Below are 15,634 nucleotides of genomic sequence, written 5' to 3'. Positions count from 1 at the left end.
TTTATAGGTTCTTTACGAATTGCTTATATGCGCCCAAAATTGGTTTCGTCTCTTTTATGCAAATACATATGATAAAACATCATCCAAAATATGCTACATCTATTATAACGATAATTATTTTGATTTACCATTCGTACACAATGAATTTATTCCATCATAAAAAAATTGTTTAAATCATGCGCATCCAACCAATAATAATGATATTACATCTAATGATTATGAGGGTTGCAACATGAGATGGGTTAAAAAAATATGCCTCGGAATAGCGGTTATATTGGTCCTTATGTGTCTTTCGTTCGGTAGTATCTTGTTTTTTGCCTATAAACAAGGTCCACCACCAATAATGGCAAAAACGGAAACGATTTTATATGATCGATATGACCAATCCATTTTTCAAAACAAAACGAAAACAACTCCATTAAAACTTGAAGATATTTCATCCGATTTCACGGATGCCCTTCTAGTAACAGAGGACAAAGACTTTTATAAGCATGTCGGCTTCGATTTTAAACGCATGCTAAAAGCCGTCATGAACAATATTCAAGCAGGGGCCTTAAAAGAAGGAGCGAGCACGATTACACAACAACTCGCTAAAAACTTATATTTATCCAATGAAAAAACGTTTGAACGTAAATTGAAAGAAGCCTTTTATACGATTCGTCTTGAAATGTTTTACGATAAAGAAACGATTTTAGCAACCTATATGCAATCGATTTATTTTGGACATGGAATTTACGGAATTGAAGATGCAAGTCACTATTTTTTTCAAAAGGACCCGAAGGACTTAACATTAGCTGAAAGTGCCATGCTTGCCGGTATTCCAAAAGGACCGACTTATTATTCCCCCCTAAATGACGAAACACGTGCAACAGAAAGACAACATTTTATTTTAAGTAAATTACGAGAGGGAAAAGTCATTCAAGAAGCCGACTATGTGATGGCGAAACAAGCGACACTTACTTTTGAACGAGCAGAAAACGATCTTTCTTCTGCACGCACGTATTTTACAGATTACACATTAAAAGAAGCAGCCGACATTTTACATATGTCTGAACAACAACTTTTACAACAAGGACTGCATATTTATACGACCTTTGACCCTTCCATTCAGGACCATGCAGAACAAGCTGTACATACCTATATGACCGATAGTGAGCTGCAAATAGGAACGGTTACAATGGACGTACAAACCGGAGCAATTCGTAGTATGATCGGTGGAAAGGATTATGCTGAAAGTTCTTTCAATCGCACCATCCATGCGAATCGAATGGTCGGATCGACATTTAAACCATTTTTATATTATGCAGCATTAGAACATCATTTTACACCTTCATCCGTATTAGTTAGCAAACCGACAGCCTTTACTACTTCTGAGGATACATTATATGAGCCTGGTAATTTCAATGACTATTATGCAAATGGCCCAATTACATTAATGACGGCTCTCGCATTGTCAGATAATATTTATGCGGTAAAAACAAATGTATTATTATCGGCTAACACTGTAATTGAGACGACGAAAAAATTTGGCATCACTGCACCATTACCGAACGTTCCTTCATTAGCACTTGGGACAGCTTCGATTTCCTTGCTTGAGATGACAAATGGATATCGTACGATTGCAAATAGCGGAAAGTTTGCACAAAGTTATACCATCGAAAAAATTACTCGACCAGATGGCAAAGTACTTTATGAACATGCTAGTGAAGAAGAGCAAGTGTTAGATGAAAGAAAAAATTATATTTTAATCGATTTAATGAAAGGCATGTTTGATGAGCGCTTAAATGATTATATGACCGTTACCGGCGCCTCCATTTCACCAATGTTAACGAGAGAATATGCAGGAAAATCAGGTACAACGGATGCCGATAGTTGGATGATTGGCTTTTCACCGACACTCGTTACGGGTGTTTGGACGGGATATGACCAAAATACGACGATACAAGTAAACGAGGAAAAACTAATTGCCAAAAAAGTATGGGCAGAAACGATGGAACGAGCCCATGAAACAGTGGAAGAAGAAGCCTTCCAAAAACCAGATGGACTCGTTGAAAAAGTAATCGACCCGAAAACAGGCTTACTAGCAACAGAACAGTGTGAAGTAAGACGAACAGCTTATTTTGAAAAAGGAACTGAACCGACCACGTATTGCTCGGATGAACAAACCAATGTAAATATACCGTTTTGGCAACTCTTTTTGCATTCTTCGACATAATTAAAGAAACCGACCCTGGATGGAGGTCGGTTTCTTTATTGTCCTAGCAATACATGAGTAGCCCATGTACATTCTATATTACAAACTATATACGTAAAGTACAAGAGTTAACTATTAAGTTAAATTTTTGTCACAAACTGTTCAAAATTCGAGTGCTGTTTTTAATTCATCTGATGAAAATTCCCACATATTTTCATCAAAATCTTTTAAGAAATCACATAATAAACGACGAGATTTCTCATCCATATGATCGACGATTACTTTATGTTTTAATGACTTCTCCATATGGATCACATGTTCAGGTAAAGACTTATAGGCACGTTTATTCGGCTTATCGACTCGTAACTCACTTGCCGTCACACCTGCATAATAAGGTCCATCTTCCCCACGTTCTACTGTCACCCAAACAATCCAATATAATAATCCGTCAGGTACTTCCGAACGGTCATTAAAATATTTTACGCGACGTTCTATTTCGCTTCTGGCATGCATTGCATCCATATCCACATATGCTTTATTTTCATTCGGGTCCACAATGATGGAGGACATATTCTCTAATGAAATAGAGCCAATACCATATCCACCATGACCGTCTGTAGAGTCATCTTTTATAATTGTAAATTGTTGTGTCGTTTTTTTCTTTTTATCCATTAAAGATAAGCTCCCCTTTCCATATCACCATTTACCGTCATTGTATCATATTATGTGAAGAACGAACGTGTAGTAGCTTTAAAATTTCTTCTCGTAACGATGTATCTTCTATCGCTGCAATTTTTTCACTTGGATAATATAATTTATGATCTTCCCTTGTTTTACCAGTAATTGCTTCTACAATAACAGAGTGTGTCGAAAGTTCTTTCTCTTCTCCAGAAGATGTTTGTAAATAAATCGGTACACGGTCTTTTCCTTTTCGATATACATCATAAGGTAAATCTTTGGAAGAATCGATGGTTAAATAGTAAGTCGAATCAATATTTGCTCGTTGGAAAAGTGCTTGTAATTTATCTAATTTATTTTTTTCTCTCTCTGGGTCATATTCAATATACTTAAATAAACGACGATTCACAAAACGATCACATAAGTCGGATAAAATCGGGTCTGTTTCATATTGCCAACGTTGAAAGTAATAGTTCACGACAGATTCGTCTAACTGTAAGTAACTATCGATATCCACATCTCCTTTAAATAACGGCAATAATAATGTCGGCTCAATTTGAAATGCATAACCAGCCTTGTATAAATGTTTTACTCGTTTAAAAATTTTCGTTAAAATTACTTCTGCACTTCTCGTTACAGGATGAAAATATACTTGCCAGTACATTTGGTAGCGTGACATAATATAGTCTTCTACCGCATGCATTCCCGTTACTTTCACGACGACTTGATCCTCTGTTGGACGCATGACACGCAATATTCTTTCCATATCGAAATGACCATAACTCACACCAGTATAATAGGCATCTCTTAATAAATAATCCATGCGGTCTGCATCAATTTGGCTCGAAATCATACTAACGACTAGTTTATCTTTATACGTTTTTTGAATGACACTCGCTACTTTTTCTGGAAATGTTTCGTCTACTCTTTTCAACACTTCATTAACTTCCGTATCTCCTAAAATAATATTTCGTGTAAATTGTTCATGATCTAGGCCAAATACTTTTTCAAAAGAATGTGAAAAAGGACCGTGTCCCAAATCATGTAACAATGCGGCACAAAGCGCTGTTAATCTTTCCTCTGGATGCCACCCTTCATCTTGATGGAAATTTTTAATCATTCGGCGAACAATTTCATATACACCGAGCGAATGGTTAAAACGACTATGCTCTGCACCATGGAACGTAACATATGTCGTTCCTAATTGTTTAATTCTACGTAATCGTTGAAACTCTTTTGTAGCGATTAAATCCCATATAACTTGGTCACGTACATGAACATATCGATGTACAGGGTCTTTAAATACTTTTACTTCGTCTAATTGTTTCTCTTTGTATTCCATACTTATCACCCGTTTCTTTCCATCCCATTTCATTCTATTATATAATACTTTTAGGTTAGTTAAAACTTAGTTTGAAAGAAGGATCATTTTTATGCATAAATTAGCTTTATTATTAAGCCACGAAAAAGTGAGGTTGATCGACCACTCCAAAGAAACGACCATTTTTAATAGAGATAATACACCTCTTTCAGATTTTGCGGTGGATGATGCGATTGCAACGATGGTCGGACAACATACGGTACATCCAACCGTCCGATTTTGGGTCCATCCAAATGTTGTCGTTCTCGGCATTATCGATGGGAAATTACCACATTTAGAAGATGGGTTACAATTTTTGCAAGAAAAACATTTCCATGCGGTTATTCGGAATTCTGGTGGGCTTGCAGTATTATTAAATCGCGGTGTACTAAATATGTCGATCATTATCCCAGGCAATCAAGAAGTATCGATTAATGATGGGTATGATATGATGTTTGAGCTCGTACAACTACTTTTTGCCCCTTATACAGATGAAATTAAAGCTTACGAGATTGTCGGATCTTATTGCCCGGGTGATTATGATTTAAGTATCCGTGGTAAAAAGTTCGCCGGCATTTCACAACGACGCGTCCGAAATGGGATTGCGGTTCAAATATATATGGATATTGAGGGCTCTAGTTATGAACGTGCGTCGATTGTAAGAGAGTTTTATCGCCGAAGTAAAAAAGATACGAAAACGAAGATGGCTTACCCAGAAGTGAACCCTCATGTTATGAGTTCCATCAACGAACTGCTCGACCAACAGTTTACGGTGCAAGAAGTAATAGAGGACATTCGCTCTATTTTAGAGGAAAAAGGCGTTCAATTGGAAGAAAGTAACTTAATCGAAGAGGAAGAAGCGATTTTCCAAAAACGATACGAACAAATGTTAAAACGGAATGAAGCCATTCGTTCATACAATCCATCGTAATGTTGTGTTAACGTGAATATGTCACTTCGGAAATGTACTCCGCTTTCCGCGTGCGGCTGCTAAGCCAAGATCAGGCTTTGCCTTCCCTTGTCTTATCTAGGCCTTCTTTCACGCAGGAGTCTACGTGCATTTTTACACCAACACCATCTATTGTTGAGCCGTACACTAGTGATAAAATAAAAAGAAGTGGAGTGACAAGTATTCGTCTCTCCACTTCTTTTCCATCATTAGTCAGCTTGTGCCGCTGTTATTAATGCTAGTTTATACACATCTTCTTCACTACATCCTCTTGATAAATCATTTACTGGTTTATTTAATCCTTGCAAAATTGGTCCTACTGCTTCAAAACCACCTAGACGCTCAGTTAATTTATATCCAATATTTCCAGCCTCTAGACTTGGAAATACAAATACCGTTGCGTCCCCCTGAATCTCGGAATCTGGAGCTTTTTTCTTTGCTACCGTTGGGACGAATGCTGCATCAAATTGGAATTCTCCATCAACAATTAAGTTTGCATCTTTTTCTTTTGCGATACTTACCGCTTCAATTACACGTTCTGTCTCTTCGGATGTTGCGGAACCTTTTGTGGAGAAACTTAACATCGCTACTCTTGGTTCAATATCAAACAATTTTGCAGTACGTGCACTTTCTACCGCGATTTCTGCTAAATCGGCGCTAGTCGGTGCAATATTGATTGCACAATCGGCAAATACATATTTCTCCTCTTCTCGTACCATAATGAATACACCGGATGTTTTACTAATGCCTTCTTTTGTTTTAATGATTTGTAATGCTGGACGTACCGTATCACCTGTTGAATGAGCGGCTCCACTTACTAGCCCGTCCGCTTTATTCATATGCACAAGCATCGTACCAAAATAATTCGCATCTTTCAAAATTTTCTTCGCGTCTTCTTGCGTTGCCTTTCCGTTTCTTCTTTCTACAAAAGCGTCAACCATCTCATCGAATGCGTCATAATTGTCTGGGTCTAAAATAGTCGTGCCTGTTACATCTGCTTGTAACTTGTCAGCAGCAGCTTTAATTGCTGCTTCATTTCCAATTAAAATAGGCTGAACTAATTCATCTTGTGCTAATCTTGATGCCGCAACTAGTATTCTTTCATCTGTTGCTTCTGGAAATACTACCTTTTTTTGTTCACCATGACGTAAATTCCCTTTTAACACTTCAAACAAATCACTCATCGCATGCATTCTCCTCTTCTCTCATTTTCGATAGTCCGATAACTTTATTATATACAATTTAAAACATTTGTGAAGTTATTTTTATACCTTTTACGAGATTTCATCACATGTTTTTCTTTTTATACGCATATAATGACATAAAAAAGAGAGGGGGACAGAAGTTGTATCATCCACTAATTAAAATGGACATCTTCCAATCACTCTCTCTTTGTTGTGCGATCATATTTATTTTGATTAGCTTTTTTAAAACAATGTTGTTAACGATCATACTTGCTGCTTTCTTTATTCTTTGCAATCTCATTCTGGATGCGTTTTTATTATATAAAATGGCTCGATCTTATGAAAGTGTTCTACAATTATGCAGAACCATATCCATTTTATGCATATTTATTTTATTATTTCTATATTAAAATAATTTCGAAACGGCTATTCCGAAACAGATCCATCCGATTAAAAATATAACTCCACCGATTGGTGTAATCATCGCTAAAGATTTAATTCCTGTCGGTGCATACACATATAAACTTCCTGAGAATAATAATGTACCAATAACAAATAACCATCCTGCCGCTACTAATGAGCCAGTCTGTTCTTTTAACAATAAGATACTAACGGCTAATAATGCTCCCGTATGGAACATTTGGTACTTTACTGCTTTTTCCCAAGCATCTAACGCTTTTTCAGAAATTTTCCCTTCTAATCCATGTGCGCCAAACGCTCCTAATGCAACTGCTAAAAATCCATAAATCGCACTAATGACAAAAAATACTTTCATTCTCTCATCCTACCCTTTCCTTTTCTATTGATTTGCTTATTAAAAGTCAAAAATCGATGTGCCATCATCTTGATGGTCTATTGTTTGATGTTCTACCTGTTCTGGTGTAACGATCTTTTTCGTTTCTATTTGATTAGGAACACCCATCGATTGTGTAGACATTTTGGTCATAGATGTTTCTTCAATGATTAATTCCGCTAATACATGTACTTTTTGTATTTGCTGTCTCATAACCTCTTCATTCGACGTTTGTTTCGCTAATTGTAGTGCTTGGTCCATCTTATGAAGCAATGTCTTTTTTGAAATCATGTATTACCCTCCACTTCTTATCTTAGTATATCATGGACATTTATCCCTGTTGCATAAAAAAATGAACAACTTAGTAACAATATACACTTTACTAAATTGTTCATCGAATCATTACTTTATAAATAATTTTCTGTCTACGTTTGCTAATACTTCCACCCCTGTTTCTGTCACACGAAATGTTTCACTTATTTCCATACCGATATGATCGTACCATAACCCTGGAATCATATGAAATACCATATTTGGTTGTAACACTGTTTTATCTCCCGGTCTTAAACTAGCCGTATGCTCGCCCCAATCTGGCGGATAGTTTAATCCTGTCGCATATCCAATCCGCGATTCTTTCTCATAGCCACGTTTTTGAATGGATGTTCGCCACGCAAGTTCCACCTCTTCACATGTTACACCCGGCTTAATAATAGATAAAGCCGCTTCCATTCCTTCTACTGCTACATCTGCCAACTCTTTTAATTGATCTGTCGGCTCACCAATGACCATCGTCCTTGCAAGCGGAGAATGGTATCGTTTATGACAACCAGCAAGTTCTAAAATGACTGGATCTCCTTCTTTGTACACTTCATCTGTCCAAGTCAAATGGCAGGCAGATGTTTTTTCACCAGTCGGTAACAACGGAACAATCGCAGTATAATCTCCCCCATATGCTTCTGTGCCAGAAATTTGTTTATGATAAATTTCTGCTACGACATCACATTGTCTCACACCGGCATGTATTTGTTCTATTGCATGTTCCATCGTCATCGTTACGATGTTTGCAGCTCGCTTTATTAATTGTATCTCTTCATCCGATTTTACAATGCGAATCCAGTTGACTAAACTCGTTCCATCGACAAAACTAGCATTGGGCAACTTTTTCGTTAATTGAATATAGTTTTTCGCTGTAAAATAATATGCATCAAATTCAGCAGCAATCGTCTTAGTATCCTGATTCATCTCTTCTAACAAATCGGCAACAAAGTCCATCGGATGGCGATCCGTTGCTTGCACATAATGATCTGGATAGGAAAGGATGTTTTCATCTTTTAACCATGTCGTAAATTGTGCAGCAGTTGCATCAATGCCGCGACCAACCCATATCGGTTCATCATGGTCCAATGTAACGATAATTAATTGATGCACATAAAACGACCATGCATCAAATCCTGTTACATAATTCATGTTTGCTGGGTCTGTTAACAACAATACATCAATCCCACGAGACTGCATACTTTCCTTTGTTTTTTGTATCCTTTTTTCATACTCAGCCTTTGAAAACAACATATTATTTCACCCTCATTCTGTCCTATTTTGCGTAAAGAAAACCGAACAATACGATAATTGTATTTCTTCATTACCATCATTGTTCGGTATCTTTATTTACTTTATTTTATTTGTGTTTCGTCACATGAATAGAAAATGAACTGGAAAACTTATTCCCCTAATTCCGCTTCTGCCTCTTCAATTTCTTTTTCTAATGTTTCGATAATCTCCTTCGCTGCGTCACTTTCGTTTTTGTATAGTTCACGAGCTTCTAAAGATAGCTCTTTAAACACTTCGCGCTCTTCTGCAGTCAATTCAATAATTTCTACATCTTCTTCTTTTGCTTTCTCCATTGCTTTTTTCTGTTCTTCATCTTGCATGTCAAACGACCATTCATTTACTTCCTCTACTACTTCACGAATTAATTCTTGATGTTCTTCTGATAATCCCTCGAAGAAATCTTGGTTTGCTGCAGTTACTGTCGTATAAATATGGTGTTTAGAATCCATTAAATAATCTTGTACTTCTAGGAAGTTACTATTTACGATATAAAATAATGGGTTTTCTTGTGCATCGATCCCTTTCGTTTGTAGCATCGTATAAATTTCACCTGAATCTGTCGGTGTTGGGTTGGCACCCATTAATTCATACGACTTAATAATTAAACTCGTCGGCATCGTTCTAATTTTTAAACCTTTCATATCGTCCTCTGTCGTTACTTCTTTGTTTGCTGTCCAATACATAAATCCTTCTAACCAGAATTTAAAAGGTGTTAAACCTTTTTCCTCGTATTTTTCAGCAAGTGGACCATATAATGCTTCACTTTCGTTTAAAACCTTTTTATTTACTTCTAAATTATCTGAGAATAAAAACGGAATGGCCATAATTTGTGACTCAGTAATAACATCTCCAGAGAAACCTGGTGATGTAATGGCCATTTCAATTGCTCCTGTTTGTAATGACTGCAATACGTCCATATTCGATCCTAATTGACCTGCAGTATATACATCTACTGTTATATCTCCACCAGATTTTTCCTCAATAATCTCTTTAAATTTATTGGCATATAAATCTTGTACGTCTCCTTGCCCTTCTTCATGTGCGAAACGCAAGTTGATCGTATCCCCATCACCACCAGCATTTCCACCACCATTATTACCGCCTGCATTATTATTACCTCCACCACAAGCTGCCAAAAACATCGTCAACATTAACATCCCTACAAATACAATAAAACCTTTTTTGTTGAACAAAGCATTGCCTCCTTTAATTTTTCTATTTATGTTCATTAAAAATTGCTAGCTAAAATGGAACGATGACACCCCCTCAAATATAATTCCATTTTAACCGCCTTTCGAACTACCAAAAATTGTTTGATAAACCATAATAATATCTGGAAATAAAATGAGTAAAAAGTTAATCGCAACGAATATAATAATATACGGAGCAATTCCCCGAACAACCTCTAAATAAGGCCGGTTGAAAACGGCACTCGCCGTAAAAATGTTCACACCAAATGGTGGGGTAACTGTTCCTAAAGTTGCCTGCATCGTAATTAAAATACCGATCGCAACTGGATGAATATCAGCTGCTACTGCAATTGGGAAGAAAATCGGTGTTAAAATTGCAATGGCAACGAGTGAGTCCACAAACATACATGAGACTAAGAAAAATAACGACATAATAAGTAAAATTTGAAACTGTGATGGATCTGTACCTAATACCGCTTCTGTTAATTGTTGTGGAATTCTTAAATAAGAAATAATCCATGAGAATGCCCCACCAGCTGCAAGTAAAATAAATACGATACTCGTCACAGCTCCAGTTGAAATAGCAATACGATATACATCAGCAATATTGATGGATCTGAAAATAACGAGCTCTAGTAATAACGCATATAATACCGAGAATGCCGCAGCTTCTGTCGGACTAAACATTCCGGAGTATATCCCACCAAGAATAAGTACTGGGAATCCTAATGTTAAAAACGACTTTCTGAAAGAGCGCCAACGTTGGCCCCATGTCGCCTTTGGTTCTACTGGAATATCTTTTTTGATCGCGATAAAATACTCCCAAATTGCAAATCCTAAGAAAACCATTAAACCGGGGATAATTCCTGCCACAAACAAATCACCAACCGATGTTCCTGTTAACATACCATAGTAAATCATCACGATACTAGGTGGAATTAAGATGGCAATTCCTGCCGAGTTAATAATTAACCCCATAATATGTGAATCTTTATACCCGTACTGTAATGCACGTTCACGCATCGGTCGTCCGATTGCTGCAATCGTTGCTTGAGATGAACCGGAAACCGAACCAAAAAATGTACTCGTCGCCGCAGCAACAATTCCAGTTCCACCACGAATATGACCAATTAAATCATTAATAAAATCTAGTAATCTCGTTGCAGTTCTCCCTTCGACAATAATATCTGCAGCAAAAATAAACATTGGAATGGCTAGCAATACATAAGACTCTACATTACTCGTCATCTGTTGAATGAACATCACTAAGTTTAAGTCTCCAGCCATAAAAAACATCATGAGTAAAGCAGATACAATTAAAACTACCATAATGGGAAAGTTTAAAAATAACATGATGAACAACAATGCTATAATTCCCCACAACATACAATCACCTCTCTTCTGTTATTTCAAGTTCGTGCATAAAATTACTATCCTTTTGTTTTATACCGATAAATAAATCTACACAATAGCGTAGCCCAGATAAAAAGAATCCTAACGGAACGACAAACATTGTGACAGATAACGGTATCCGTAGAATAGTAGAAACTTGACCTAACTTTTGTAAGTGTTGTACGTATTCTAGCCCTAAATATGCACAATATAGTAAGACGATTGCCGAAATAAAATGAACACCCATTCCAACAATCCTTTGCATTTTAAATGGCATTAAATCAAAAAATCCGGACATTTCGATATGCATTTTTTTCCTTGCTGCAAATCCGAGTCCCATAAACGTTAAGACGATTACCCCCATTTTTCCAACCTCTTCTGTAAATGCCCAACTTTTATTAAAAAAATATCGACTTAACGCATTCCCAACTAACATTAAACTCATCGAAATCGTCGTTAAACTCAAAATTGCCTTCTCAATTTCTTCCCAAATTCTATCTATCGTCGCGATTATTTTCATCGTTCTTTCACCCCCTACATAATAAAAACGCTTTCAATTTTTTCCATTAAAAATCGAATATTTTTCCATATTGATTCGTGTTTTCATGAATACCACTCAAACGTAATAAATGCCAAAAAGTCGCTTGATTCGATGTTAATACTGGTTTTTGCAAATCCTTTTCTAATAATGGAATCACTTGTAGCGCTTGTATTCCTGTACACGATATAAAAACTGCTTCTGCATCGGGATGATCGGCTTGCACGGCCATATCATAAATTGTCTTCAAATCTAAAGCTGAAATATCGTAATCATTCATCATACCGAGTCCGACTAAATTGACCACATCAAATCCTGCCTCATTGAAATAATGAATTGCCTGATCTGTCACCTCTTTTGTATATGGTGCAGCAATGGCAATCTTTTGGGCATCTAATCGGTGGAATGCTTCGACTACAGCATTAGATGTTGTCGTACATTTCACTTGTGCAATAGCTTCCATCTTTTGAATAAGAGCTTTATCATATTGCACACCATTCACGAAACTTCCACTCGTACAACCAAATCCAATCGCCTTTACAGGTGCTTGCGCTAGAATAGATGTCGCCTCTAATGCTTTTCCTTCTAACTCAGCTAAATCATCGATTGTAAAACGAGTCGGATCTTCTGACAATTTAATTCTCGTTACATGGCTCGTTACACCACTTGGTGCCATTTCTTGGAATTCTACATCCATCGCATATGCAGATGCTATGTATATTAATCCAATACGCGCCCTAAAACCATATGGGTTTTTTTGCATGTTCTCCCTCCCTTTTCTTTTTGTCTTGACATAAGGTCGGGAATGGTAAAACGGGATAGTTGGTATACATTATAAAAACATTCCCTAATTGAAACAATATGAAACATGTATGAAGAAAATACATTTCTTTTCATACAAATTGTATGAAAGCATTTTTATTACATGGTGTGAAAAAAAGGTGGAACATTGTTGTAGCTCTCAACTTCATGTTCCACCTAAATCTATTATCCTACCGCTTGAATGGACTCATTTACAATGTGAATAATTTGATCCATTTCATCTTTTGAAATCGTAAATGGTGGTGCAAATGCTAACGTATCTTGCCCATCATAAACGACAGAACGACAAATCAATCCACGCTTTAATGCCTCTTGAACGATTTTTGGTGTTTTCGCCTCTGCACCTTCAGAGCGGTGTAAACTGATCGCACCAAGTAAACCAATTCCGCGAACGTCTACAACATGATCATGCTGTTCTTTGATCCATTCAAATCCTTCTAACATATATTTACCCATTTCATTGACATTATCGATTAAGTTTTCTTCTTTAATAATTTCTAAGTTTTTTAATGCAACTGCTGCAGCTGTTGGATGGCCACTGTATGTGTAACCATGCCAAAAGTTCCCTTCTGTTTTCTCATATAATTCTTTGTGTAATGTTTCAGAGATGACCATTCCACCTAGTGGTGCGTATCCACTCGTGACACCTTTTGCCATCGTAATAATATCTGGTGTAATACCAAAGTTTTCCATTCCAAAATTGGTACCAGTACGACCAAATCCACAAATCACTTCATCCGATATGAATAAAATATCATTCGCTTCACAAATCGCCTTTATTTCTTTAAAATAATTAGCCTCCGGAATGTTTACACCACCTGAACCTTGAACTGGTTCCGAAATAAATGCCGCAATAGTATGAGCACCTTCTTTTTCTATCATTTCTTTAAATGATTCCACGGTTGAATCAACATAATGAAAGTCTGGTGCAATAGATTGTGTAAATGTGTGAAACTCGGGAATACCTGTTGCACTTGTCGAGCCCATTGCTACCCCATGGTATGATTTTTTACGTGAAATAATCTTTTTCTTTTCAGGTTTTCCGTTCACATTCCAATAATGACGGACCGTTTTAAATGCCGTATCATTCGCTTCAGACCCACCAGATGTAAAAAATGTGACATTTAAATCTCCTGGAGTCCATGTTGCTATTTCTTCTGCGAGACGAATAATGGGTTCATGTGACCAATTACTAAACGTAGAAGTGAAAGCTAATTTCGTCATTTGTTCTTTCGCAACTTCCCCTAATTCCTCTCGACCGTGTCCGATATTTACATTCCAGAGAGATGATAAACTATCAATCAATTTCCTACCTTCTAAATCTTTTAAATAGATTCCATCCCCTTCTGTGAAAATAAATGTCGGTCCTTCTTCTTGTAGTTGTTTCATATTTGATGTCGGATGGATAAAATGCTTTTTATCCAGTTCTGTTAATGCTTGTTTTAACTGTTCATTGTTTAGTACTTGTGTCATGATGATCATCCTTTTCTTTTATAATTTAAATTGCACAACTTTCTTTTCTGTCATATCTTCCATCGCAAACTTAACACCTTCACGACCAATACCAGATCCTTTTACTCCACCGAACGGCATTGCGTCTACACGATAATCACTACTATCGTTCACGATCACCCCACCGACTTCTAAATCGTGAATTGCCTTAAATGCAATCTCAATGTTTTTCGTAAAAATACCTGCTTGTAACCCATAATTCACATCATTTGCTAATGCGATCGCTTCTTCCACACTATCAATTTTACATATGGATACGACTGGCCCGAACACTTCTTCTTCCATAATTCGCGCACCTTTTGGAACATTTTCCAACACTGTTGGCATATAAAATGCTCCATCACGCACCCCACCAGTTAAAAGAGTGGCACCTAGTGCAACAGCTTCATCGACTAATTTTTCGATACGAATCGCCTCTTTTTCATGAATAAGTGGTCCCATCATCGTCTCATCTGATCGTTTATCACCGACGATATATTTTTTTGTCTCTGCCACGAACTGCTCTACAAATGCATGATAGACTGCATCTTTTACATAAATACGTTGCACTCCGAGACAATTCTGTCCGACTGCACCAAACGCACCAGCGACACAACTTTGGACAGCATCCGTCATATCGGCATCTTCTAGTACGATAGCCGGTGAGTTGGAACCTAATTCCATACTAATTTTCTTTAGGCCTGCTTTTTTCGCAATCGATTCACCTGTTTCGAATCCACCAGTAAAAGATACGAGACGTACGGCCGGATGTGTCACAAGCACATCACCAATTTCCCCGCCACTACCTGTAATGACTTGTAAAATTTTTCTTGGTAATCCAGCATGGTCTAATGCTTCTGCAAGTAAAATAGCACTCACTGGTGTTAATGATGCTGGTTTCACGATAATCGCATTTCCAGATGCGATCGCCGGACCAACTTTATGGGCGACTAAATTTAATGGGTCATTAAATGGTGTAATTGCTGCAACAATGCCAACAGGGAAGTGGTAGTAATATCCAATTCGATTGTCGCCACCTTCTCGTTGACTAAACGGAATGGTTTCCCCGTGCATTCTACGCGCTTCTTCTGCCGATAATCGCATCGTATCCATGCAACGTTTCACTTCTGCACGAGCTTCCGTAATAGTTTTACTTCCTTCTGTCGCAATCGTTTGAGCATAATGTTCCTTATTGTCTTCGATATATTGAACTGCTTTATGGATAATATTCATCCGCTCAAAAACGGATAATGTTGCTGAAATTTTTGCCCCTTCTTTTGCTGCTTCAATCGCGTCTAGTGCATCTTTTACAGATGCTTTTGGTACCGTTGTAAAAATCGTATTGTCTTGAGGGTCACGAACCGTAATGGTTTCCTTCCGTTTCACCCACTCTCCACCTAGTAACATCCTCTTCTCCTTTACAGCTGTCATCATG

General features: G+C 37.2%; 14 protein-coding genes. 2 read left to right on the top strand and 12 right to left on the bottom strand.

Annotated features, from left to right (window positions below; all coding sequences use genetic code 11):
* Positions 1 to 232 precede the first annotated feature (232 nt).
* Positions 233 to 2,215: a transglycosylase domain-containing protein gene (locus tag WKT09_RS03680; RefSeq protein ID WP_340414751.1), complete on the top strand. Its 1,983-nt coding sequence runs from the start codon at positions 233 to 235 to the stop codon at positions 2,213 to 2,215.
* A 141-nt stretch (positions 2,216 to 2,356) separates the two neighbouring features.
* Here the strand turns inward: WKT09_RS03680 and WKT09_RS03675 are convergent, their stop codons facing one another.
* The gene (locus WKT09_RS03675) at positions 2,357 to 2,866 is read right to left on the bottom strand and encodes a YwhD family protein (protein ID WP_340414750.1); all 510 of its coding nucleotides are present in this window, start codon (positions 2,864 to 2,866) and stop codon (positions 2,357 to 2,359) included.
* A gap of 37 nt (positions 2,867 to 2,903) precedes the next feature.
* Complete coding sequence (locus tag WKT09_RS03670) at positions 2,904 to 4,214, bottom strand: HD domain-containing protein (protein WP_340414749.1); 1,311 nt, start codon at positions 4,212 to 4,214, stop codon at positions 2,904 to 2,906.
* A gap of 91 nt (positions 4,215 to 4,305) precedes the next feature.
* Here WKT09_RS03670 and WKT09_RS03665 point away from each other — a divergent pair, with 91 nt between their 5' ends.
* A complete protein-coding gene (locus WKT09_RS03665) occupies positions 4,306 to 5,163 on the top strand; it encodes a lipoate--protein ligase family protein (protein ID WP_340414748.1) in 858 nt (285 codons plus the stop codon).
* A gap of 227 nt (positions 5,164 to 5,390) precedes the next feature.
* Here the strand turns inward: WKT09_RS03665 and pta are convergent, their stop codons facing one another.
* The 10 genes from pta to WKT09_RS03615 all read right to left on the bottom strand — a co-directional run bounded on the left by pta (position 5,391) and on the right by WKT09_RS03615 (position 15,633).
* The gene (gene pta, locus WKT09_RS03660; protein ID WP_340414747.1) at positions 5,391 to 6,365 is read right to left on the bottom strand and encodes a phosphate acetyltransferase; all 975 of its coding nucleotides are present in this window, start codon (positions 6,363 to 6,365) and stop codon (positions 5,391 to 5,393) included.
* Positions 6,366 to 6,771: 406 nt separating this feature from the next.
* A complete protein-coding gene (locus WKT09_RS03655; RefSeq protein ID WP_340414746.1) occupies positions 6,772 to 7,140 on the bottom strand; it encodes a DUF423 domain-containing protein in 369 nt (122 codons plus the stop codon).
* A 39-nt stretch (positions 7,141 to 7,179) separates the two neighbouring features.
* The gene (locus WKT09_RS03650) at positions 7,180 to 7,449 is read right to left on the bottom strand and encodes a DUF5327 family protein (RefSeq protein WP_340414745.1); all 270 of its coding nucleotides are present in this window, start codon (positions 7,447 to 7,449) and stop codon (positions 7,180 to 7,182) included.
* Between the two features lie 111 nt (positions 7,450 to 7,560).
* Positions 7,561 to 8,727, bottom strand: coding sequence for a M24 family metallopeptidase (locus WKT09_RS03645; RefSeq protein WP_340414744.1), 1,167 nt, complete (start codon positions 8,725 to 8,727; stop codon positions 7,561 to 7,563).
* Positions 8,728 to 8,876: 149 nt separating this feature from the next.
* Positions 8,877 to 9,959 (bottom strand): TRAP transporter substrate-binding protein DctP, encoded by a 1,083-nt coding sequence (gene dctP, locus WKT09_RS03640; RefSeq protein ID WP_340414743.1) that lies wholly within the window; start codon positions 9,957 to 9,959, stop codon positions 8,877 to 8,879.
* Between the two features lie 90 nt (positions 9,960 to 10,049).
* Entirely contained in the window at positions 10,050 to 11,342 is a 1,293-nt protein-coding gene (locus tag WKT09_RS03635; protein WP_340414742.1) for a TRAP transporter large permease, read from the bottom strand.
* A gap of 4 nt (positions 11,343 to 11,346) precedes the next feature.
* Entirely contained in the window at positions 11,347 to 11,868 is a 522-nt protein-coding gene (locus tag WKT09_RS03630; protein ID WP_340414741.1) for a TRAP transporter small permease, read from the bottom strand.
* Between the two features lie 46 nt (positions 11,869 to 11,914).
* Positions 11,915 to 12,649 carry a maleate cis-trans isomerase family protein gene (locus WKT09_RS03625; protein WP_340414740.1) on the bottom strand — a complete coding sequence of 245 codons (735 nt, stop codon included), beginning with the start codon at positions 12,647 to 12,649 and terminating at the stop codon, positions 11,915 to 11,917.
* A 224-nt stretch (positions 12,650 to 12,873) separates the two neighbouring features.
* Positions 12,874 to 14,181, bottom strand: coding sequence for an aminotransferase family protein (locus tag WKT09_RS03620; protein ID WP_340414739.1), 1,308 nt, complete (start codon positions 14,179 to 14,181; stop codon positions 12,874 to 12,876).
* 18 nt (positions 14,182 to 14,199) lie between these two features.
* Positions 14,200 to 15,633 (bottom strand): aldehyde dehydrogenase family protein, encoded by a 1,434-nt coding sequence (locus WKT09_RS03615; RefSeq protein ID WP_340414738.1) that lies wholly within the window; start codon positions 15,631 to 15,633, stop codon positions 14,200 to 14,202.
* Between the last annotated feature and the right edge of the window lies 1 nt (position 15,634).

The sequence above is a fragment of the Pseudogracilibacillus sp. ICA-222130 genome (assembly GCF_037892545.1).
GTDB lineage: Bacteria > Bacillota > Bacilli > Bacillales > Amphibacillaceae > Pseudogracilibacillus.
This window is presented reverse-complemented; position numbering and strand designations above follow the sequence as displayed.

Coding starts and splice junctions, on each gene's coding strand:
- WKT09_RS03680 (WP_340414751.1), top strand. CDS start 233: ATGAGATGGGTTAAAAAAATATGCCTCGGAATAGCGGTTATATTGGTC.
- WKT09_RS03675 (WP_340414750.1), bottom strand. CDS start 2,866: ATGGATAAAAAGAAAAAAACGACACAACAATTTACAATTATAAAAGAT.
- WKT09_RS03670 (WP_340414749.1), bottom strand. CDS start 4,214: ATGGAATACAAAGAGAAACAATTAGACGAAGTAAAAGTATTTAAAGAC.
- WKT09_RS03665 (WP_340414748.1), top strand. CDS start 4,306: ATGCATAAATTAGCTTTATTATTAAGCCACGAAAAAGTGAGGTTGATC.
- pta (WP_340414747.1), bottom strand. CDS start 6,365: ATGAGTGATTTGTTTGAAGTGTTAAAAGGGAATTTACGTCATGGTGAA.
- WKT09_RS03655 (WP_340414746.1), bottom strand. CDS start 7,140: ATGAAAGTATTTTTTGTCATTAGTGCGATTTATGGATTTTTAGCAGTT.
- WKT09_RS03650 (WP_340414745.1), bottom strand. CDS start 7,449: ATGATTTCAAAAAAGACATTGCTTCATAAGATGGACCAAGCACTACAA.
- WKT09_RS03645 (WP_340414744.1), bottom strand. CDS start 8,727: ATGTTGTTTTCAAAGGCTGAGTATGAAAAAAGGATACAAAAAACAAAG.
- WKT09_RS03635 (WP_340414742.1), bottom strand. CDS start 11,342: ATGTTGTGGGGAATTATAGCATTGTTGTTCATCATGTTATTTTTAAAC.
- WKT09_RS03630 (WP_340414741.1), bottom strand. CDS start 11,868: ATGAAAATAATCGCGACGATAGATAGAATTTGGGAAGAAATTGAGAAG.
- WKT09_RS03625 (WP_340414740.1), bottom strand. CDS start 12,649: ATGCAAAAAAACCCATATGGTTTTAGGGCGCGTATTGGATTAATATAC.
- WKT09_RS03620 (WP_340414739.1), bottom strand. CDS start 14,181: ATGACACAAGTACTAAACAATGAACAGTTAAAACAAGCATTAACAGAA.
- WKT09_RS03615 (WP_340414738.1), bottom strand. CDS start 15,633: ATGATGACAGCTGTAAAGGAGAAGAGGATGTTACTAGGTGGAGAGTGG.